This is a genomic window from Streptomyces sp. NPDC111606 (assembly GCF_055656945.1).
The window spans coordinates 770,471-789,791 of the sequence record NZ_JBVKBY010000003.1 but is presented as its reverse complement, the minus strand read 5'-3'; the positions used below and the strand labels follow the sequence as shown (position 1 = coordinate 789,791).

General features: G+C 71.6%; 18 protein-coding genes. 7 read left to right on the top strand and 11 right to left on the bottom strand.

Annotated features, from left to right (window positions below):
* Positions 1–5: 5 nt before the first annotated feature.
* Entirely contained in the window at positions 6–3,284 is a 3,279-nt protein-coding gene (gene lysX / locus ACZ7M7_RS15225; RefSeq protein WP_472116529.1) for a bifunctional lysylphosphatidylglycerol synthetase/lysine--tRNA ligase LysX, read from the bottom strand.
* Between the two features lie 88 nt (positions 3,285–3,372).
* Between lysX and ACZ7M7_RS15220 the strand changes: the two genes are divergently transcribed.
* Positions 3,373–3,834: a universal stress protein gene (locus ACZ7M7_RS15220; protein WP_383599830.1), complete on the top strand. Its 462-nt coding sequence runs from the start codon at positions 3,373–3,375 to the stop codon at positions 3,832–3,834.
* A gap of 141 nt (positions 3,835–3,975) precedes the next feature.
* Here the strand turns inward: ACZ7M7_RS15220 and ACZ7M7_RS15215 are convergent, their stop codons facing one another.
* Entirely contained in the window at positions 3,976–4,791 is an 816-nt protein-coding gene (locus tag ACZ7M7_RS15215) for an alpha/beta fold hydrolase (protein ID WP_472116526.1), read from the bottom strand.
* A 57-nt stretch (positions 4,792–4,848) separates the two neighbouring features.
* On the opposite strand from ACZ7M7_RS15215, the gene ACZ7M7_RS15210 reads away from it, so the two are divergent.
* Entirely contained in the window at positions 4,849–5,322 is a 474-nt protein-coding gene (locus ACZ7M7_RS15210; protein ID WP_472116523.1) for a MarR family winged helix-turn-helix transcriptional regulator, read from the top strand.
* Between the two features lie 10 nt (positions 5,323–5,332).
* Here the strand turns inward: ACZ7M7_RS15210 and ACZ7M7_RS15205 are convergent, their stop codons facing one another.
* The gene (locus ACZ7M7_RS15205; RefSeq protein WP_472116520.1) at positions 5,333–6,481 is read right to left on the bottom strand and encodes a CapA family protein; all 1,149 of its coding nucleotides are present in this window, start codon (positions 6,479–6,481) and stop codon (positions 5,333–5,335) included.
* A 212-nt stretch (positions 6,482–6,693) separates the two neighbouring features.
* Between ACZ7M7_RS15205 and ACZ7M7_RS15200 the strand changes: the two genes are divergently transcribed.
* The 3 genes from ACZ7M7_RS15200 to ACZ7M7_RS15190 all read left to right on the top strand — a co-directional run bounded on the left by ACZ7M7_RS15200 (position 6,694) and on the right by ACZ7M7_RS15190 (position 8,706).
* Positions 6,694–7,239, top strand: a complete 546-nt coding sequence (locus tag ACZ7M7_RS15200) for a sigma-70 family RNA polymerase sigma factor (RefSeq protein ID WP_383599842.1) — start codon at positions 6,694–6,696, stop codon at positions 7,237–7,239.
* A gap of 146 nt (positions 7,240–7,385) precedes the next feature.
* Positions 7,386–7,901, top strand: coding sequence for a hypothetical protein (locus tag ACZ7M7_RS15195; RefSeq protein ID WP_383599845.1), 516 nt, complete (start codon positions 7,386–7,388; stop codon positions 7,899–7,901).
* Between the two features lie 151 nt (positions 7,902–8,052).
* Positions 8,053–8,706 carry a zf-HC2 domain-containing protein gene (locus tag ACZ7M7_RS15190; protein ID WP_383599848.1) on the top strand — a complete coding sequence of 218 codons (654 nt, stop codon included), beginning with the start codon at positions 8,053–8,055 and terminating at the stop codon, positions 8,704–8,706.
* Between the two features lie 48 nt (positions 8,707–8,754).
* Here the strand turns inward: ACZ7M7_RS15190 and ACZ7M7_RS15185 are convergent, their stop codons facing one another.
* From ACZ7M7_RS15185 to ACZ7M7_RS15175, 3 genes are all read right to left on the bottom strand, one after another.
* Positions 8,755–9,618, bottom strand: a complete 864-nt coding sequence (locus ACZ7M7_RS15185; RefSeq protein ID WP_472116516.1) for an Fpg/Nei family DNA glycosylase — start codon at positions 9,616–9,618, stop codon at positions 8,755–8,757.
* 31 nt (positions 9,619–9,649) lie between these two features.
* On the bottom strand, positions 9,650–11,725 hold the full coding sequence (locus tag ACZ7M7_RS15180) for a SpoIIE family protein phosphatase (RefSeq protein WP_472116514.1): 2,076 nt from the start codon (positions 11,723–11,725) through the stop codon (positions 9,650–9,652).
* Positions 11,726–11,813: 88 nt separating this feature from the next.
* Positions 11,814–13,109, bottom strand: a complete 1,296-nt coding sequence (locus ACZ7M7_RS15175; protein ID WP_472116511.1) for a DUF6777 domain-containing protein — start codon at positions 13,107–13,109, stop codon at positions 11,814–11,816.
* A 135-nt stretch (positions 13,110–13,244) separates the two neighbouring features.
* Here ACZ7M7_RS15175 and ACZ7M7_RS15170 point away from each other — a divergent pair, with 135 nt between their 5' ends.
* Positions 13,245–14,666, top strand: a complete 1,422-nt coding sequence (locus ACZ7M7_RS15170) for a lipase maturation factor family protein (protein WP_472116508.1) — start codon at positions 13,245–13,247, stop codon at positions 14,664–14,666.
* 32 nt (positions 14,667–14,698) lie between these two features.
* Positions 14,699–15,088: a cupin domain-containing protein gene (locus tag ACZ7M7_RS15165; RefSeq protein ID WP_383599862.1), complete on the top strand. Its 390-nt coding sequence runs from the start codon at positions 14,699–14,701 to the stop codon at positions 15,086–15,088.
* Positions 15,089–15,120: 32 nt separating this feature from the next.
* Here ACZ7M7_RS15165 and ACZ7M7_RS15160 read toward each other — a convergent pair whose 3' ends face one another.
* From ACZ7M7_RS15160 to ACZ7M7_RS15140, 5 genes are read right to left on the bottom strand one after another with little or no spacing between them, the layout of a single operon-like run.
* On the bottom strand, positions 15,121–15,963 hold the full coding sequence (locus ACZ7M7_RS15160; protein ID WP_472116505.1) for an amidohydrolase family protein: 843 nt from the start codon (positions 15,961–15,963) through the stop codon (positions 15,121–15,123).
* Complete coding sequence (locus ACZ7M7_RS15155) at positions 15,960–16,274, bottom strand: L-rhamnose mutarotase (protein WP_472116502.1); 315 nt, start codon at positions 16,272–16,274, stop codon at positions 15,960–15,962. The genes ACZ7M7_RS15160 and ACZ7M7_RS15155 overlap by 4 nt, the downstream gene beginning before the upstream one ends.
* Positions 16,271–17,218 carry an aldo/keto reductase gene (locus ACZ7M7_RS15150; RefSeq protein ID WP_472116499.1) on the bottom strand — a complete coding sequence of 316 codons (948 nt, stop codon included), beginning with the start codon at positions 17,216–17,218 and terminating at the stop codon, positions 16,271–16,273. The genes ACZ7M7_RS15155 and ACZ7M7_RS15150 overlap by 4 nt, the downstream gene beginning before the upstream one ends.
* Positions 17,215–17,970 (bottom strand): SDR family NAD(P)-dependent oxidoreductase, encoded by a 756-nt coding sequence (locus tag ACZ7M7_RS15145; RefSeq protein WP_472116496.1) that lies wholly within the window; start codon positions 17,968–17,970, stop codon positions 17,215–17,217. The genes ACZ7M7_RS15150 and ACZ7M7_RS15145 overlap by 4 nt, the downstream gene beginning before the upstream one ends.
* A complete protein-coding gene (locus tag ACZ7M7_RS15140; RefSeq protein WP_383599877.1) occupies positions 17,967–19,319 on the bottom strand; it encodes an L-fuconate dehydratase in 1,353 nt (450 codons plus the stop codon). Before ACZ7M7_RS15140 ends, ACZ7M7_RS15145 begins: the two co-directional genes overlap by 4 nt.
* Positions 19,320–19,321 lie beyond the last annotated feature (2 nt).

Sequence of the window (19,321 nt, the reverse complement as noted above, 5' to 3'; positions counted from 1 at the left end):
CGCCGTCAGCGGCGGCGGACCAGGGGGAACGGCAAGGTCTCACGGATCGTCAGGCCGGTGAGGAACATGACCAGTCGGTCCACGCCGATGCCGAGGCCCCCGGTGGGCGGCATGGCGTATTCGAGGGCGTCGAGGAAGTCCTCGTCGAGTTCCATCGCCTCGGGGTCTCCCCCGGCGGCGAGCAGGGACTGGGCGGTGAGACGGCGGCGCTGTTCGACGGGGTCGGTGAGTTCGGAGTAGGCCGTGCCGAGTTCGGTGCCGAAGGCGACGAGGTCCCAGCGCTCGGCGAGACGCGGGTCGGTGCGGTGCTGCCGGGTGAGCGGGGAGACGTCCGTCGGGAAGTCCTTGTAGAAGGTCGGCAGCTGGGTCTTCTCCTCGACGAGCCGCTCGTACATCTCCAGGACGACGTCGCCGTGGCCGTCGTCGGCGGTGTACGGCACGCCCACGCGGTCGCAGTACCGGTGCAGCCGGAGCAGTTCCGTGTCGGGGTCGATCTCCTCCCCCAGCGCCTCGGAGATCGCGCCGTACACCGTCTTGATCGGCCACTGCCCCGAGATGTCGTACTCCGTGCCGTCCTTGCGGGCGACCGGCGAGCCGAAGGCTGCGGTGGCGGCGCCCTGGATCAGCTCGCGGACGAGGTCGAGCATCACGTCGTAGTCGGCGTAGGCCTGGTAGGCCTCCAGGATCGTGAACTCGGGGTTGTGCTTGTAGTCGACGCCCTCGTTGCGGAAGGTGCGGCCCATCTCGAAGACCTTCTCGACACCGCCGACGCACAGCCGCTTGAGGTAGAGCTCGGGGGCGATGCGCAGATAGAGGTCGAGGTCGTAGGCGTTGATGTGGGTGGTGAAGGGGCGGGCGTTGGCGCCGCCGTGGATCTGCTGCAGCACCGGCGTCTCGACCTCCAGGAAGCCGCGCTGCAGCAGGCCCTGGCGCACCGCCTGGATGGCGGTGGAGCGGGCCCGGACCACGTCGCGGGCGGCGGGGCTGGAGACCAGGTCGAGGTAGCGCATGCGGACCTTGGCCTCGGGGTCGGCAAGGCCGCGGCGTTTGTCGGGCAGCGGGCGCAGGCACTTGCCGATGAGCTGCCAGGAGGTGACGAAGACGGTCGGTTCGCCCTTGTCACTGACGCCGGCCGGGCCGGTGGCGCTGATGAGGTCGCCGATGTCGGTGTCGGCGGTGAAGCGGTCGAGGGCGGCGCCGGAGTCCTTGCGGGTGAGGGCGAGCTGGTGGTCGCCGGACCAGTCGCGCAGCACGACGAAGACGATGCCGCCGAAGTCGCGTACCAGCATGATCCGGCCGGCGACGGTGACCTGCTCGCCCTTGTGGACCTGGGCCAGGGCGTGGGTGCGGACGGGGATGCCGACCGGGTAGGGGTCGACGCCGTCGGCGCGCAGCCGGTCGAGGGTGTGGTGCCGGATGCGGACCTGCTCGGGCAGGTCCGCATCCGGCCCGGCCGCCCCGGCCTCGTCCCCTCCGTCGAGGCCGAGCGCCGCCAGCGAGGGCAGTCCTTCGGTGGTCGCGGGCCGCGGTCCCCCTCGCGGGTGCCCCTTTCTGCGGAGTTGGTGCAGCGACGGTACGGAGACGAAGCCCTCGGCGATGGCGGACGCGGTGCCGATGCGGGCGAGGGAGGCGGCTTCGCCATAGCAGATGAAGCGCGGGAACCACTGCGGCTGGTATTTGGCGTTGGAGCGGTACAGGGCCTCCAGCTGCCACCACTTGGAGAAGAACAGCAGCAGTCGGCGCCACAGCCGCAGCACGGGTCCGGCGCCGATGCGGGCGCCCTCCTCGAAGACGGAGCGGAACACGGCGAAGTTCAGCGAGATCCTGCGGATGCCCATCTTCGGCGCCGCCGCGCACAGGTCGGCGACCATGAACTCCATGACGCCGTTGGGGGCGCCGCGGTCCCGGCGCATCAGGTCCAGGGAGATGCCGTCCCTGCCCCAGGGCACGAAGGAGAGCAGCGCGAGCAGCTGGCCGTCCTCGCCGAGGGCCTCCAGGAAGAGACAGTCGCCGTCGGCCGGGTCGCCGAGGCGGTCCAGGGCCATGGAGAAGCCGCGTTCGGTCTCCGTGTCGCGCCAGGCGTCGGCCTTGGCGATCAGCTCCTCCATCTCCGCCTCGCTGAGGGTGGAGTGGCGGCGGATCCGGCAGTGGGCGCCGGTGCGGCGGACCCGGTGGACGGCCTGCCGGGTGACCCGCATGTCACGGCCGTCGAGGTCGAAGTCCGACACCTGCAGGATCGCCTCGTCGCCGAGTTGGAGGGCGCCGAGCCCGGCGCGCGCGTAGGCCTTGGCGCCGTCCTCGGAGGCGCCCATCGCCGCGGGTGCCCAGGCGTGCCGGCGGGCCACGTCCAGCCATACGGCGATGGCGCGCGGCCAGGCCTCCCGGTCGCCGACCGGGTCTCCGCTGGCGAGGCACACGCCGGCCTCGACGCGATAGGTGACGGCGGCCTTGCCGCTGGGCGAGAAGACGACGGCCTTGTCGCGCCGGGTGGCGAAGTAGCCGAGGGAGTCCTGACCGCCGTAGGCCTTGAGGAGGGCGCGGATGCGGGCCTCCTCGTCGTCGTGCAGGGCGGCCTCCATGCGCTGCGAGCGGAACAGGGTCGCGGCGGCGTTCAGCAGGGCCAGCGCGCCGAACAGGCCGAGCACGAAGAACAGCGGGCGGGGCGGGCGTCCGTCGTAGGAGGCGCCGGAGACGAGGCCGCCGCAGACCCGGTCGGCGGCCCACGCCAGCCGCTGGCTCTGCGGCAGCGTGCCGGGGAACAGCTCGACCAGCCCCCAGCCGATGAGGATCCCGATGGCCAGCCCGACGACCAGGACGCCGAGGGCCCGGCGTACGGCGGCGCGGCGGGAGGCGGCGTAGAACTCCTTGCGGGCGACGATCAGCAGGCCCAGGGCGAGGGCGCAGACGATCAGGGACGGGACGGAGTCGGCGTAGTCGCCGAACACCGTGCCGAGCAGGTCGCTGAGGACCAGCAGCCCGAGGTAGACGACCACCAGCCACCAGGCGATCTTCTTGCGGGCCGCTGTCGCGGCGGCGAGCAGGAAGAGGAAGACCACGTAGGCGAGGTTGGCGCTGACGGGGACGATGATCTGGTCGAGGCCGCGGACGACCGGGCGCAGCGCGGTGCGCAGCGGCGGGATGACGGCCAGTAGGGCGCAGAGCAGTCCCAGGGCGCCGAAGAAGATCGCGAATCCCTCCGGCACCCTGTGCAGGAAGCCGTTCCGGGGCGACCGTATCGGGCCCGTGGCACCCTTCTCGCGGGTGACCTCCACGGTGGCACTCATGCTCCGACTCTAGGAAGCCCGCGGCCTCCTCGCCCGTCGAGCGGCCTGCCCGACGGCGGGACCAGGGGCTTCCGATAGCCTCCGTGCCGTGACGGAACAGCACTCGCACCAGTTCGAGCGGGGCACTGACGGGCCCAAGGTCATCGTGGTCGGGGTGGACGGCTCCGACTCCTCGCTCCGCGCGGCGGCGTACGCCGGTGGCCTGGCCCGACGGCAGCGCGCGCTGCTCGCCGTCGTGTATGTGCAGCCGGTGATGTCGGCCGGCGCGGCCCTCGGGGCGCCGGTCGCGGAGACCACCGACGAGATCGCCGAGGACCTGATCGCCCAGATCAGGGACGCGACCGAGCGGGTGAAGGGGATATTCGACGTCCGCTGGGAGTTCCACACCTTTCCCGGCGACCCCTACAACGGTCTGGTGAAGGCGGCCGACGACCTGAAGGCGGACGCCGTGGTGGTCGGCGCGTCGGAACAGGCCGGGCACCGGATCGTCGGTTCCGTCGCGGTGCGGTTGGTCAAGGCGGGGCGGTGGCCGGTGACGGTGGTGCCGTAGTCACGGAAGGGCGGCGGGACGAGAGCGTCGTCGCCTGTCGGTACGACGATCCGGCGCGGCGTGCGGCCGTGTGACTGCGGCTCGCGCCGGACTCGAAGGTGACGAACGATCCGAGATGCTGCGCCGCCGGGTGACGGCGCGTCAGAGGGTGTGCAGGAACTCGGACAGGATCCGGTTGAAGATCTCCGGCTTCTCCAGGTTCGGGTAGTGGCCGACGCCTTCGATCACTTCCGCGCGGCCGGCACGGGCGGTGGCGGCGAGCCGCTCGGCCGCGGCGAGCATGTCGGCGGGTTCCAGTCCGCCGTTGAGGGTGAGCAGCGGGACGGCGATCTCCGGTGCGCGGGCGAAGGTGTCGGTCACGGGCACGAACCAGTCCTTCTCGCCGGGCGTGTGCTTCGAGAGCGTGTTGCCGGCCATCTCCCGCATCAGGCGCAGGATGTCCTGGTCGACGTCGGCCAGGCTCCGGTGCTCACCGGGTACGACCTTCACGAAGGCGTCGAGCCAGCCTTCGACGTCTCCGGCGGCCAGCTTGCCCGCCATCTCGGCCTGGAGCGCGCGGGTCCAGTCGTCCGTGTACTGGAACTCTCCGGTCGCGGCGCCACAGGTGACCACGGCACGGATGAGTTCCGGGTACTCCAGCACCGTGTTGGTGGCGGCCAGCCCGCCCATCGAGACGCCGACGAGGATCGCGGGCCCGGCGTCGAGGTGGCGCAGCAGGGCGGCCACGTCATCGGCCCAGCGGAAGGGCATGGACGCGTTGGCGGAGGCTCCGTGGCCGCGTATGTCCAGGGCGATCACCCGGTACTCGGTGGCGAGGGCCGGGATCTGGCGGTGCCACACCCGGTGATCCACATACCCGGAGTGGATGAGGACGGCCAGGTCCCCGGAGCCGGTGTCGAGGTAGGCGAGGTCGCCGTCGGCGGACGCGAAGGTGCTCAGTTCCGAAGTAACTGTCATGACAACCAAGGTGTCATCTTTTCGAGGCTTTGACAACCGAGGTGTCATGATGGACACGTGACTCAAGCCGACGCACCCCTCCCGCCCGACGAACTCGGCCGCCGGCTCACCGAGGTCTTCGACCTGGTGGGCCCCCTCTACCGGTTCGCCGCACGCAAGGTCGAACAGGGCGAACCGGTGGAGGGGGTGTCTGCCGGGGTACGCGCGGTCCTCAATCTGCTCCGCCAGCACGGGCCGATGACGGTCCCGCAGATGGGCCGGGACCAGGCGCTGAGCCGGCAGTTCGTGCAGCGCATGGTCAACGACGCGGCGGCCCGCGGCTGGGTGGAGCTCATCCCGAACCCCGCACACCAGCGGTCGTCGCTGATCCGGCTGACCGAGCGGGGCAGCGCCGTCATCACCGCGGTCCTCGCCCGGGAGCACACCCTCAACCGGCAGGTGGGCGGCAGTCTGACCGACGCCGACGTGCAGGCGTGCGTGCGGGTGCTGACGGAGATGGTGCGGACCTTCGACCACGTCGACGTCGACTGACCCCGCCCACCTACTCCGCCATCACCAGCCCGTCCTTCCCGGCCCCCCGGCTCAGCACGACGTCCCGGATCCGGTCCCGCACCCCGCGCACGTCGGCGCCCTTGGCGAGCGCCCGGTTGAGGTCGATCACCCGGCCGGCGTCGATGTCGAACAGCTGGGGGACGAACTCGGCCTTCGACACCTCCCACCGACCGCCCTTGCGGGCCGGCGGTTTGAAGGTGAAGCGGCCGAGGGTGGACTGGTTGCCGCGCGGGTCCTGCATGCCCCGGTCGTTGTACATCGCGCCGGCGATCTGGTTGCCCATGCCGTAGACCACCCAGGTGCCGTTGACCTTCTCGTAGGCCTGCGGCACATGGGCGTGGGTGCCGAGGATCAGGTCGATGTCGGGGCGGCCGCCGGTGCGGGCGGCCGTGAGCTCGCGGGACAGGGTCACCTGCTCGCCGTCGGGTGCGTCCCGCCATTCGGTGCCCCAGTGCAGCGATACGACGACCACGTCGGCGCCCGCCTTCCGGGCGGCCCGGGCGTCCGTGAGGATCTTGGTCTGGTCGGTCATGTTGACCGCCCAGGGCTGCCCCGAGGGAAGCGGGAACCCGTTGACCCCGTAGGTGTAGGCGAGGTGAGCGACCTTGGCCCGCCCCGCGCGCAGCACGGTCACGGTGCGCGCCTCGGCCTCGGTGCGCGCCGTTCCCGCGTGCCGCACCTTCGCCCGGTCGAGGGCGTTCAGGGTGCGCAGGATGCCCGCGGCGCCGTCGTCGAGGCTGTGTTCGGAGGCGGTGGAGCAGCCGTCGTAGCCGGTGGCGGCGAGGCCCCGGGCCACCTCCGGCGGGGACTTGAACCGGGGGTAGCCGGTGTACTCGCCTTTCTCGCCGTAGACGGTCTCCATGTGACACAGCGCCAGATCGGCACGGGAGACCACGGGTGCGACGCCGGCGAGCATCGGGCGGAAGTCGTACCCGGAGCCGCCCGAGTCGAAGCGGGCGCGTTCGATGATCGCGCTGTGCGGGAGGACGTCGCCGGAGGCCACGAGCGTGAAGCCACGGGGCTCCTTGGCGGCGGGGCCCGGATGTCCCGGGGCCTGCTGGCTGTGGGCCTGGCAGGCGGCGCCTGCGGCGAGAACGGCGGTCGCAGCGAGGGCCACAACTCGACTGCGTGCGATCATCGGCTCACCCCTAGTGGTCGTATATACGCATCAATAGGTACGAAGCCCTACCCGCCCGCAAACAATCCGGCCACTTTCGTTAGGCCGTCCGGCGCGCGCCCCATAGGCGGAAGGAACCGTTCATCGAACCGTTCGCCGACGCGATCGACCGTCCGCCGCAGATCCGTGTGCGTGCCCTGTCCCCCGACAGGCGCCTGCGATGCCATACGGCCATGACGGCCGGAATCACCCTCACGAACGGGACGACCGCCGAGCACGAGCTCGCAGCGCTGCAGCGCGAGCACGGCCGGCCCCTCTTCGCGCTCCTGCTCCGGCTCTGCGACGGCGACCGGCAGCGTGCCGAGGACCTCGTCCAGGAGACACTGGTGCGCGCCTGGCAGCATCCCGAGGCCCTGCGCGCCGACGACTTCGACTCCGTGCGGCCGTGGCTGATGACGGTCGGGCGACGGCTGGCGATCGACGCGCGGCGGGCCCGGCAAGCCCGGCCGGCCGAGGTCGGCGACGCGATCCTGGAGAACGCGCGGGTCATCTCCGATCACGCCGAGCGGGCCGCGGAGATGCTCGATGTGCGCGAAGCTGTGAAGACACTCACTCCGGAGCACCGTGAAGTTCTGGTGCTGGTGTACTTCCAAGGGGCGAGTGTTGCGGAAGCCGCTCAGACCCTGGGAATTCCGCCCGGTACGGTGAAGTCCCGCGCGTACTATGCGCTGCGCGCCCTGCGCCGGGTGCTTCCTGGATACGCGGCCGACCTGCGGTGAAACCAATGGCTGAGTCAAACCTCCGTAAAGCGCCTTGCTGAACACCCCGGTTGAGTAATCGGCTGTCCTCATCCGTGTTCCGGATTGGGCAGGGGCCCCGTGCCCCGGGGTAGGGCGACGCACTCACCGGAGGAAGGCAGGAAGGGATGCTGCACAGAGGTCAAGAGAGCACCGACGGCACCGGCGGCGGTGAACTGACCGTCCCCATGGCGTGGTTGTACGCCGAGTACATCGCCGACGAGCTGCTGCGGACCGGCGATCTCATGCCGCCGACGTCCTTCGAGTTCCGTGCCGGGCGCGATGCCCTGGCGCTCACCATCTTCCTGTCCGACACCGACGGCGAGCTCTCCGGCATCCGGGTCGTCACCCAGCTGGAGACCTGGCTGTCGCTCACGGCTTACGACCAGCCGTGGCAGGACTGGGTGCGCGAGCGCATGGCGGGCCTGGCCGCCGAGGCGGTCGAGTCCGGCGGGCCCGCGCCCGACCTGGAGCTGGCCGAGGCGGCCTGGCGCTGGCTGCAGGAGACAGAGCTGCTCGCGCCCGATCTGAACGCGGTGCCGGGCGGCGGAGCGCTGGTCGGTGAGGACGACGGGCCGAAGGTGTGGACGCCGGCGTGGCAGCTCGGGCTGCCGCTCGGGCACCTCGCCATCCATCTTTTTTAAGTTGTTCTCTTCTCGGACCAATCCTCGGCCCCGGCCGCTACGAATCCTTTGGTTGCGATTCGGTAGCGGCCTTGAGTGATTCGACTGCCTGGTGCGTACCAGTGGGTGCAAGGAGTAACCCACCCCGCACCCAACGGCACGAGGATTCGGCATGAGGTCCCTGGAGAGGCATCGCGACGTCGCCGCGTACGCGCTCGGCGTGCTGAACGAGGCGGAGGCTTTCCGCTTCGAGGACCACCTCATGGAGTGCCCCCGCTGTGCGGCACACGTGACCGAGTTCGGGCCCATCACCCGCCAGTTGATGCTGTACCGGCGGTCGACGCCCCGGTTTGTGCACCCGATGGCCAAGCCGGGCCCGCAGATGCTGAACCGGCTGCTCGAAACGGTGGCATCCCGCCACCGTGCCCGGCGCCGGCGCACGATGTACGCCGTGGCGGCCTCGGTGGTGATCGCCCTGGCCGGACCCGGGGTCGCGATGATGGCGAGCGGCGACAGCGGTGCCGCCCAGGTGGTCGAGGCGACCGACGCCCGCTCGGGTGTGTGGGCGCAGGTCACCACCGAGAACGAGGGCTACGGCAGCCAGGTGGAGCTGAAGGTGAAGGACGGCGCGGGGGCGCGCCCCTGTCATCTGATCGCCGTCGGCCGGGACGGCTCGCAGGAGACGGTCACCAGCTGGCACGGCGGCGACCACGACGCCGGCGAGAACACCATGACGGGTGCCTCGGCGATGCACATGGACGAGATCGCCCGCTACGAGGTGAGAACGGCGGACGGGGAGCACCTGGTGACGCTCAAGCCCCGCTGAGCCGTTGATCCGCTGTCCGGTTCCGGCTGATCCGGTCTCCGGTTCCGGCTACTTCAGCAGGCGCGACAGTCTGCGGTCAGCCAGCGGTTTCCCGCCCGTCTGGCAGGTCGGGCAGTACTGGAGCGAGGAGTCGCTGAAGGAGACCTCGCGGATGGTGTCGCCGCACACCGGGCAGGCTTCGCCGGTGCGTCCGTGGACACGCAGGCCGCTCTTCTTCTCGGCCTTCAGCCGGCCGGCCGCCACCCCGCGCGAACGCTCGACCGCCTCGGTCAGGGTCGTCCGCAGAGCCTCGTACAGCGTGGCCGTCTCCTCGGGTGTCAGGGACGCCGCCAGCTTGAACGGGGACATCTTCGCCGCGTGCAGGATCTCGTCGCTGTAGGCGTTGCCGACGCCGGCGATCAGGCTCTGGTCGCGCAGGGCGCCCTTGAGTTGGCGGCGCTCGTCCTTGAGCAGGGCCGCGAGGCGCGTCTCGTCGAAGTCGTCGGCGAGCGGGTCCGGGCCGAGGCGGGCGATGCCCGGGACCTCCTGCGGACCGCGCACCACGTACACCGCGAGGCGCTTTTGGGTCCCGGCCTCCGTGAGGTCGAAGCCCGCGCCGGTCTCCAGGGCCACGCGCAGCGCCAGCGGACCCTTGCCGGGGCGGGGCATCCCGCTCGGCAGCTCGTCCTTCCAGTGGAGCCAGCCCGCGCGGGCGAGGTGGGTGACCAGGTGGGGCCCGTCGGCCGTGACGAGGTCGAGGAACTTGCCGTAGCGGTGCACCGCGGTGACCTCGTGCCCCTCGATGGCGGTGACCGGCGGGTTGTACGTCTTCAGGACGCTGATCGCGACGGGCAGCACCCGCACGACCTCGTGGCCGACCAGGTTCTCGGTCAGGAAGTCCTTGAGCGCTTCGACCTCGGGGAGTTCCGGCATACGTCCAGAGTGCCACCCGGCACCGACAGCCTCAGCTCCGCTCCGGCGCCACGAACTCGCACCACACCGCTTTGCCGCCGCCGCGCGCCTCCACGCCCCACACGTCCGTGAGCAGGTCGACAAGGAGCAGGCCCCGGCCGGAGACACCCGACTCCCCCGCCTCCCGGCGGCGCGGGAGGGCGCTGGAGGAGTCCTCGACCTCGACCCGCAGCCGGCGGTCGGAGCCGGCGAGGACCCGCAGGGTCACGACGGCCGCCCCCTCGGTGTGCATCAGGGCGTTGGTGATCAGCTCGTCGGCGACCAGCTCGATCTCGTCGGCCCGGTCCCCGGCGCCCCAGGCGCGCACGGCGGCGCGGATCATGTGCCGGGCGCCGGTGAGTGCCTCGGGGTCACCGGGGGCGACGTGCTGCTGGAGGCGGCCGCCGGCCTGCGGGGCGTCCAGGACGCGGCGGCGCAGCAGGAGCAGGGCCACGTCGTCGTCACCGCCGCGTTCCTCGGCGACGTCGATGAGGAGGTCGGCGAGATCCCGTACGTCGTTCGGGCCGCCGGCGATGAGCGCGGTCAGGGTCTGCATGCCGTCGTCGAGGTCGGCGCCGGGCTGTTCGACCAGGCCGTCGGTGCACAGCAGGAGGGTGTGGTCGGAGTCCAGTTCGATGGTGCCGACCGGGTATTCGAGCCGCCCGAACTCCGCCGACAGGCCGAGCGGCAGCCCGCCCTCCACGGCGACGCGACGGCAGGCACCGCCGGGCTCCCGGAGCAGGGGGTCGATATGGCCGGCCCGGACCACCTGCACGACGCCGGTGGACAGGTCGGCCTCCGCGTACAGGCAGGTCGCGAAGCGGTCGGTGTCCAGCTCGTGCAGGAACACGGAGGCGCGGGCCATCACCGTGGCCGGGGTGTGCCCCTCGGCGGCGTAGGCGCGCAGGACGATGCGCAACTGGCCCATGACGGCGGCGGCGTGGGTGTCGTGGCCCTGGACGTCGCCGATGACGGCGCCGACCCGGCCGCCCGGCAGCGGGATCAGGTCGTACCAGTCGCCGCCGATGTCCCGGCCGAGCGAGGCGGACCGGTAGCGGACGGCGACGTCGGCGCCGGGCACGCTGGGGATGGTGCGCGGCAGCATCGCCTGCTGGAGTCCGGTGGCGAGGTCCTTCTCCTGCTCGTAGAACATCGCCCGCTGCAGGCTCTGCGCGATGCTGCTGCCGAGGGCGACGAGCACGTTGCGGTCCTCGGCGGAGAAGCCGCCGCGGTCGCTGTAGAGCAGGCCGATGGCCCCGATCGGGCGGGCCTGGGCGATCAGCGGCATGTAGGCGGCAGCCGTGATGTGCAGGTCCGTGATGTGCGGCCAGAGGACCGGATAGCGCTCCGCGAACTCTTCCGGCGACTCGATGAAGCGCGGGCTGAGGGTCCGTACGACCTCGCTCATCGGGTACTGCTCGTCGATCCGGGTGACCAGGGTGCCGGGCACGAAGCTGCCCGCGGGCCCCTCGGCGATCAGCCGGATACGGCCGGCCTCGACCAGGCCCATGACCAGGCTGGTGGCGCCCAGGTGGGTGATGCCGTGGGTGTCCTTGAGGACGTCGATGACGTCCTGGACGGTGCGGGCGTGGGCGAGGGCGGCCGTGGTGAGCTGGACGACGCTGGTCTGCTGACGACGGGCCTCGTGCTCGGCCGCCTGCTCGCTCCGCTCCTCGCTCTCGGCGAGTTCGTCGGTGGCGTCCCGGACGATGCCGATGATGCGGCGCGGGCGGCCCGTCTCGTCGCGGCGGATGTAGCCCTGGGTGTGGGTCCAGCGCAGGGTGCCGTCGCGGCAGCGGATGCGGAAGTACGCCCCGTAGTTCTCGCTGCCGTCCTTCAGGGCCTTGGAGACCATGCCGTCCAGCCGGAAGGCCTCGTGCCGCGGCACCCGGATCGCCAGGGTCTCGGGGTTGCCGTCGTATTCGTCGGGGTGCAGGTCGAAGACCTCGTGGGCTTGGGCATCCATGTGGAACACACCGGAGTCCAGGTCCCAGTCGAAGCTGCCCATGCGGTTGAGCGCCAGGATCGGATCCGGGTGGGCGGGCCAGTCGTCCGGGAGTGACAGGGCGCTCGCTCCCCGATCAACCATGGGGCCACCTTGCCAGGATTTGCCGGATTCTTCGACCGGGGCGACGGAACTGTCCCGGCCCGATTCCATGACCACGCTCCGGCCCCGGTCAGCCGTCGAAGACGTCGGTCGGGCTGCCGAAGATGCTGCCGTTGGTCCGGTCGGAGGCGCCGGGGGTGGCGGGCGCGTCGGGGGCGTCGGGGATCAGCCCGCCGCCGTCGGGTGTGTCGGGGGCGTCCGGGACGGCCTGGGGGCCGACCTCCTCCGGGGAGCCCGGGGAGGTGTCCGGTTGCGTACGGGATTCGGAGGCGCTGGGCCCATCGGGCGACGTGGACGACTTGGGCGGCTCGGACGACGCGGGCGGGTGGCCGGGGTCGGTCTCCGAGGGCGACGCCGTGGCGGTGGCCGTCGGGCAGTCGGCGGGGAGGGTGTCGGGCACGTCCCGCGTGTCCGACGGGGCCCTGGCGGGCCTGCCGTCAGCGGTCCCGGGCGTGGCGGTGGCGGTGGCCGCCGGGGTCACGCAGCCGGTCGGCGACTCGTGCGGGGAGGTGCGCCCACCGGACGGCGGTTCGCTCCCGTCCTCGGGGAGCCCGCCGATGTCACCGCGCGGGCCGCTGTCGTGCGGAGTCGGGGTCACCGGCTCGGGCAGCCGTACGGCATGGTCGCGGTCGTGACCCCCGTGACCGATCGGCCGTTCGATCCAGGTGTTGTCGACGACGTTGATGATCGTGATGTTGGTGATCATCCGGACCGTCGGGGCCACCACGACCACCTGGCTCGGCCGGTACCCCGACCAGGCCCTGCCGCTGGTGCCCGGGTTGCCGCGCGGGTCGACGGGCGGGGCGAGCGGGTTGCCGCAGGCACAGCGGACGCGGGGCACACCGTGGTTGTCGACGAGGACGGCGGTGCCCGCCTGCAGGACGGACTGGTAGCCGGTTCCCATGCCGTCGCGGAAGCCGTGGTTGGTGACCCGGGTGTCGGCGCGCAGGACGACCGAGGTCAGCCCTCGCAGATAGGCGGCGATCGACGCTTGGGGGATGCCCGCCGCCTGGGCGAAGACGCGGGCCCTGGCCCGGTCCGAGGTGAGCTGGCCGATCTGCCGCCGGACGTCACAGCTACCGGTGCCCCGGGTGCCGCCGTAGAGGCCGGGTGTCTCGCCGGACAGGGGCTGGAGCCCGGCCCGTCCCGAGTGCGCGGGCCTCGGCGTCCGGGTGACCGGCGACGGCGTCACGGTCGACGTGGCCGTGGAGTCGGTGAAGGGGTCCGGCCCCTGGTCGGCGACCGGCTGGAGGAAGAGCTTCCCGTCCGCGTCCGTGTCCTCGTCGCCGCCGACACCGCAGCCGGCGGCGACGAGCGCCGCCGAGAGCACGCAGGCCATGACGAGGGTTCGGGTGGGTGTACGCACCACGTCCTCCCGCCGATCATCGAGGCATTTCGTCCCTATTGTCTGCTTCAGCCACTCGGGTTACGCAAGCGGAGAGGTGGTATACGGAGAGTCACGCAGGTCTCCCGGCGCGACAATGGAGAGAAAGGGGCGGCCGTGGACTGGTTCATCGCACCGGACTACTGGACGAGCCGGCTGGTCTTCCAGCGGGCTCTGGCCGGTGTGTATCTCTTCGCGTTCCTGACGGCGGCGCTGCAGTTCCGGGCGCTGATGGGTGAGCGCGGCATGCTGCCCGTGCCCCGATTCGTCGAGCGAGTGCCCTTCAAGGCGGCCCCGAGCCTGTTCCAACTCCACTACTCGGACCGGTTCTTCGCGGCCTGCGCCTGGGCCGGTTGCGCGGTGTCGGTGGCGCTGCTGGCCGGACTCGACTCCGTGGTACCCCTGTGGGGCGCCATGCTGCTGTGGCTGGTCCCGTGGGCCATGTACCTGTCGATCGTGAACGTGGGCCAGACCTGGTACTCCTTCGGCTGGGAGTCCCTGCTGCTGGAGGTCGGCTTCCTCGCCGTCTTCCTGGGCAACGACGAGGTGGCGCCGCCGATCGTGGTGCTGTTCCTGCTGCGCTGGATCCTGTTCCGCGTGGAGTTCGGCGCGGGCCTGATCAAGATGCGCGGCGACGCCTGCTGGCGCAAGCTGACCTGCCTGGACCACCACCACGAGACGCAGCCGATGCCGGGCCCGCTGAGCTGGTTCTTCCACCATCTGCCCAAGCCCGTGCACCGGGTCGAGGTGGCGGCCAACCACGTCACCCAACTCGCCGTGCCCGTCCTGCTGTTCACCCCGCAGCCGATCTCCACGGCCGCCGCCGCGCTGATGATCGTCACCCAGCTGTGGCTGGTCCTGTCGGGCAACTTCTCCTGGCTGAACTGGATCACCATCGTGCTGGCCCTGTCGGCGGTGCGCTTCCCGAGCGATCCGCCGTCCGTGCCGGACGCGCCGCTGTGGTACGAGGTGGTGGTCCTGGCCGTCGCCGCCCTGTTGCTGTTCCTCAGCTACCACCCGGTCGCGAACATGATCTCCCGCCGCCAGGTCATGAACCGCTCCTTCGACCCGCTCCATCTGGTGAACACCTACGGCGCGTTCGGCAGCGTCAGCCGGATCCGCTACGAGGTGGTCGTCGAGGGGACGGCCGACGACGTGCCGCGCGAGGACTCGGACTGGCGGGAGTACGAGTTCAAGGGCAAGCCGGGCGACCCCCGCCGCTGGCCGCGCCAGTTCGCGCCGTACCACCTGCGGCTGGACTGGCTGATGTGGTTCGCCGCCCTGTCCCCCGCGTACGCGGGCCCGTGGTTCGGAGCCCTGGTGGAACGGCTCCTGGAGAACGACCGTGACACCCTCGGACTCCTGCGCCGCTCCCCGTTCCCGCCCGACGCCCCGCCCCGCCACATCCGCGCCCGCCTGTTCCGCTACCGCTACACGACCTGGCGGGAGCTCCGGGAGACGGGCGCGTGCTGGGAAAGGACCTATGTGCGGGAGTATCTGCCGCCCACGCGGCTGGCGGGGATGGCTCAGAAGTCGTGAGGTTCAGGAAGGCTCGCCAGGAAGGGATCGTCATGGCCAGTCAGCAGGATCCGGTCAGGGTCGTCACGCCCGATGACCGAAGGCCGGGGCCCCGTACCGCGGGGATGGACCGGCAGGAGGCGTTCGCCACCGAGGGGACCTGGTCGGGATTCGTCCGCACCGAGGCCGGCATGGTCTCCGGCTGGCATCACCACGGGGACTGGGAATCGGTGATCTACGTCCTCACCGGCGCGCTGCGAATGGAGTTCGGCCCGGACGGCGCGAACACGGTGGAGGCCGGCCCCGGCGACTTCATCCACGTCCCCAAGGGCGCCGTCCACCGGGAGAGCAACCCTTCGGCCGAGCCCGCCGACATCATCGTCGTGCGAGCCGGCGCCGGAGGTGAGTCGACCTTCAACGTCGACGGGCCGGAGCGGAGCTGAGAACGAGCGGACTCTCTCGCGCAGGGGCGCCGTCAAAGACCGTAGACGCGCGCGGCGGTGCCCTCGAAGAACTGTGCGCGTTCGGCGGCGGAGAGCGCGGCGGTCAACTCCGTCGCGGCGGCCAGCACTTCGCCGTACGTCGCCGCCAGTGTGCACACCGGCCAGTCCGAGCCGAACATCAGGCGCCCGGGGCCGAAGGCCTCCAGTACCGCATCGGCGTAGGGGCGCAGGTCGGTCACCGTCCAGTTGGTGAGGTCGGCCTCGGTGACCAGGCCGGAGAGTTTGCAGACGGTGTTGGGGAGTGCGGCGACGGCGCGGACGTCGCGGGTCCAGGGTTCGCGGGTGCTTGAGGCGATCGGCGGTTTGCCCGAGTGGTCCAGGACGAAGGTGAGTTCGGGGAGGTCGGCGGCCGCCCTGGCGCAGGCGGGGAGCTGGTGGGGCAGCACCACGAGGTCGTAGACCAGGCCCGCCTCCGCCACGGCCGACAGTCCACGTCGTACGTCCGCGCGCAGCAGCCATTCCGGGTCCGGTTCACCCTGCACCTGGTGGCGGATGCCCTTGAGGTACCTGCCGCCGGGCAGCTCGCGCAGCCGGGACAGCTCGTCGGCGATGTCGGGGCGGGTGAGGTCGGTCCAGCCGACGACTCCCGCGATCAGCTCGTGCTCGGCGGCGAGCGCCAGGAACTCCGGGGTCTCCTCCGGGACGGTGATCGTCTGGACGAGGACGGTACGGCCGACTCCGGCCGCCCGCGCCTCGGGGGCGAGGTCACCGACGCCGAAGTTCCTTCTGAGCGGCTGGAGTTCGGGTCCTGTGATCCAGTCCTGGTCCCGCATCGAGAGGTCCCACACATGGTGGTGGGCGTCCACGACCGTCACGGCAGCTCCCACACCGCGGGCAGGCCGGCGTCGGCGCCCGCGCCGGAGTAGTCGTGGACCACGTCGAGCAGCTGGGCCATACGGGCCTGCCAGGCCACGTTGACCGGCAGTTTCTCCAGCTCGGCGAGGAGGCGGCCGTAGTCCTCGCACTCCAGGACGTGGAAGAGGTCGGTGCCGCTGCGCCAGATCGTCCAGGAGGAGGCGCCGGCGGCACGGATCGCGTCCGTGAGTTCGACCGGCACCTCACGGTGGGCGGCCTCGTACTCGGCGACCCGGTCCGCGCGGACCTTGGTGTGCAGGGCGACTCTCATGAGGGCTCCTCGGTGGCCAGGAGTCCGGTGTCCCGTAGTTCCTGCCAGAAGGCTGCGGGGACCGGTGTGGCGAACTGATCGACGCAGTCGTGGACTTCATCGGCCGAGCGGGCGCCCACCAGGACGCTCGCCACCGCCGGATGGGCCGTGCAGAAGGCCAGCGCGGCGGCGCGCAGGGTGATGCCGTGGCGCCGCGCGACCTCTTTCATGCGTACGGCCCTGTCCAGCAGCTCTGCCGGTGCCTCGACGTAGTTGTACGTCGCCCCCGGCCCGGGGTCCGCGAGCAGCCCCGAGTTGAAGGCACCGCCGACCACCACGGAGACGCCTCGCTGCACGGCTGCGGGCAGCAGTTCCGTGAGCGCGCTCTGGTCGAGGAGGGTGTAGCGGCCGGCGCACAGCACCACGTCGACGTCCGTGTCGCGGACGAACCGGGTGAGCATCTCCGCCTGGTTCATGCCCGCGCCGATCGCGCCGACCACGCCCTCCGAGCGGAGCTTCTCCAGGGCCGGGTAGCCCTCCCGGAAGGCCTGCTCGCCGTGGTCGTCGGGGTCGTGGAGGTAGACGATGTCGACGTGGTCGAGGCCGAGCCGTTCCAGGCTGGCGTCCAGGGTGCGGCGTACGCCGTCCGCGGTGAAGTCCCAGACGCGGCGGTGCGTGGCGGGGACGGCGAAGCCGTTCGCCAGGTCGTCGCCGGCGTCGGCATGGGGTTCCAGACGGCGGCCCACCTTGGTGGAGACCGTGTACTCCTCGCGCGGGTGCTCGCGCAGGGCCGTGCCGAGGCGGCGTTCGGACAGGCCGAGGCCGTAGTGGGGTGCGGTGTCGTAGTAGCGGATGCCGCGCTGCCAGGCGGCGGACACCGCCTCGTGGGCCTGCTCGTCGGTGACCTCGGTGTAGAGGTTGGCGATGACGGCTGCGCCGAAGCCGAGTCCCCGGGGAATGCTCACCGGCCCACCGGCCGCAGCCGCAGGCCCTGCATGCCGCCGTCGACCGCGAGGGCGGTGCCGGTGGTGGCGCCTGAGAGCGGGCTTGCCAGGTAGGCGACGGCGCCCGCTACCTCGGCCGCCGAGACGAGGCGGCCGGTGGGCTGGCGGGCCTCCAGCGCAGTGCGTTCGGCGGCGGGGTCGGAGGCCGCGTCGAGCAGGCGGCCGACCCAGGGCGTGTCCACCGTGCCGGGGTTGACGCAGTTGACGCGGATGCCCTCACGGACGTGGTCGGCGGCCATGGCGAGGGTGAGCGAATGCACGGCGCCCTTGGTCGCGCTGTAAAGCGCCCGCTGCGGGAGCCCGGCCGTGGCCGCGATGGAGCAGGTGTTGACGATCGCCGCGTGCGAGGACTCCCGCAGCCGGGGCAGGGCGGCGCGGGCCACCCGGACCATGCCGACGACGTTGACGTCGTAGACCCGGTGCCACTCGGCGTCGTCGTTGTCCTCGACGGTGCCCTGGGCGCCGATGCCGGCGTTGTTGACCAGCACGTCCAGTCCGCCGAGGTCGGCCACGGCGGCCGCCACGGCCTCGCGCACGGACGCGTCGTCGGTGACGTCGGCGCGGAAGGCGAGCAGTGGCTTCTCGACGGAGGACGGGTCCAGGTCCAGTACGGCGACCTGGGCGCCGCGCCCGGCGAGGAGTTCGGCCGTGGCCCGGCCGATGCCGGAGGCGCCTCCCGTCACCAGCGCCTTGAGACCGTCGAAGTCGCTCATGCCGCGTGCCCCTTCTTCTGCGTCCGGAGGTCGGCGGCCCAGAAGGCGCCGTCCGGGAACGAGTACCGCTCGATCGACTCGGGCCGCATGGCGGCCGAGAAGCCGGGCGCGGTGGGTGCCGTGTAGTGACCTTCCCTGATGACCACCGGGTCGAGGAAGTGGTCGTGCAGATGGTCGACGTACTCGATGACACGGTTCTCGGTGGTTCCGGTGACGGCCACGTAGTCGTACATCGACAGGTGCTGGACGAGTTCGCACAGCCCGACGCCGCCCGCGTGCGGGCACACGGGCACGCCGAACTTGGCGGCGAGCAGCAGGATGGCGAGGTTCTCGTTGACTCCGCCCACGCGGGCGGCGTCGATCTGGACGACGTCGAGGGCGCCGGCCTGGAGGAGCTGCTTGAAGACGACCCTGTTCTGCACGTGCTCGCCGGTGGCCACCTTCACCGGGGCGACGGCCTCGCGGACGGCCGCGTGACCGAGGACGTCGTCGGGGCTGGTGGGCTCCTCGATCCAGTACGGGTCGAACTCCGCGAGGGCCTTGGTCCAGCGGATCGCCTCGGCCACGTCCCAGCGCTGGTTGGCGTCGATCGCCATGCGGATGTCCGGCCCGACGACCGAGCGGGCGACGCGGCAGCGCCGTACGTCGTCCTCCAGGTCGGCGCCGACCTTCAGCTTGATCTGCCGGAAGCCGTCGGCGACGGCCTCGGCGGCGAGCCGGCCGAGCTTGTCGTCGTCGTAGCCGAGCCAGCCGGCGGAGGTGGTGTAGGCGGGGTAGCCGCGCTCCAGCAGCCGGGCCGTGCGCTCCTCCACTCCGTCCCGGCCGCGCCTCAGAATGGCCAGCGCCTCCTCGGGGGTGAGCGCGTCGGAGAGGTACCGGAAGTCGATCTGGCGGACGATCCACTCCGGGTCGGCGTCGGCGAGCAGGCGCCACAGGGGCTTGTCGGCCCGCTTGGCGGCCAGGTCCCACACGGCGTTCATGACGGCGCCGATCGCCATGTGCATCACGCCCTTCTCGGGGCCGAGCCAGCGCAGCTGGCTGTCGCCGATCAGGTCGCGGTTGAGGGTCCCCGGGTCGGCGCACAGTTCGTCGACGGGCCGGCCCACGACGTGTCCGCGCAGCGCCTCGATCGCGGCGACCTGGACCTCGTTGCCCCGCCCGATGGTGAAGGTGAACCCGTGCCCCTCGTGCCCGTCCGTCCCGTCGGTGCGCAGCACGACATAGGCGGCCGAGTAGTCCGGGTCCGGGTTCATCGCGTCGGAGCCGTCGAGCTCGCGCGAGGTGGGGAAGCGGATGTCGTAGGTGTCGAGCGCGGTCACGCGGACGGGGGGACCGGGGGTCGGGGACACAG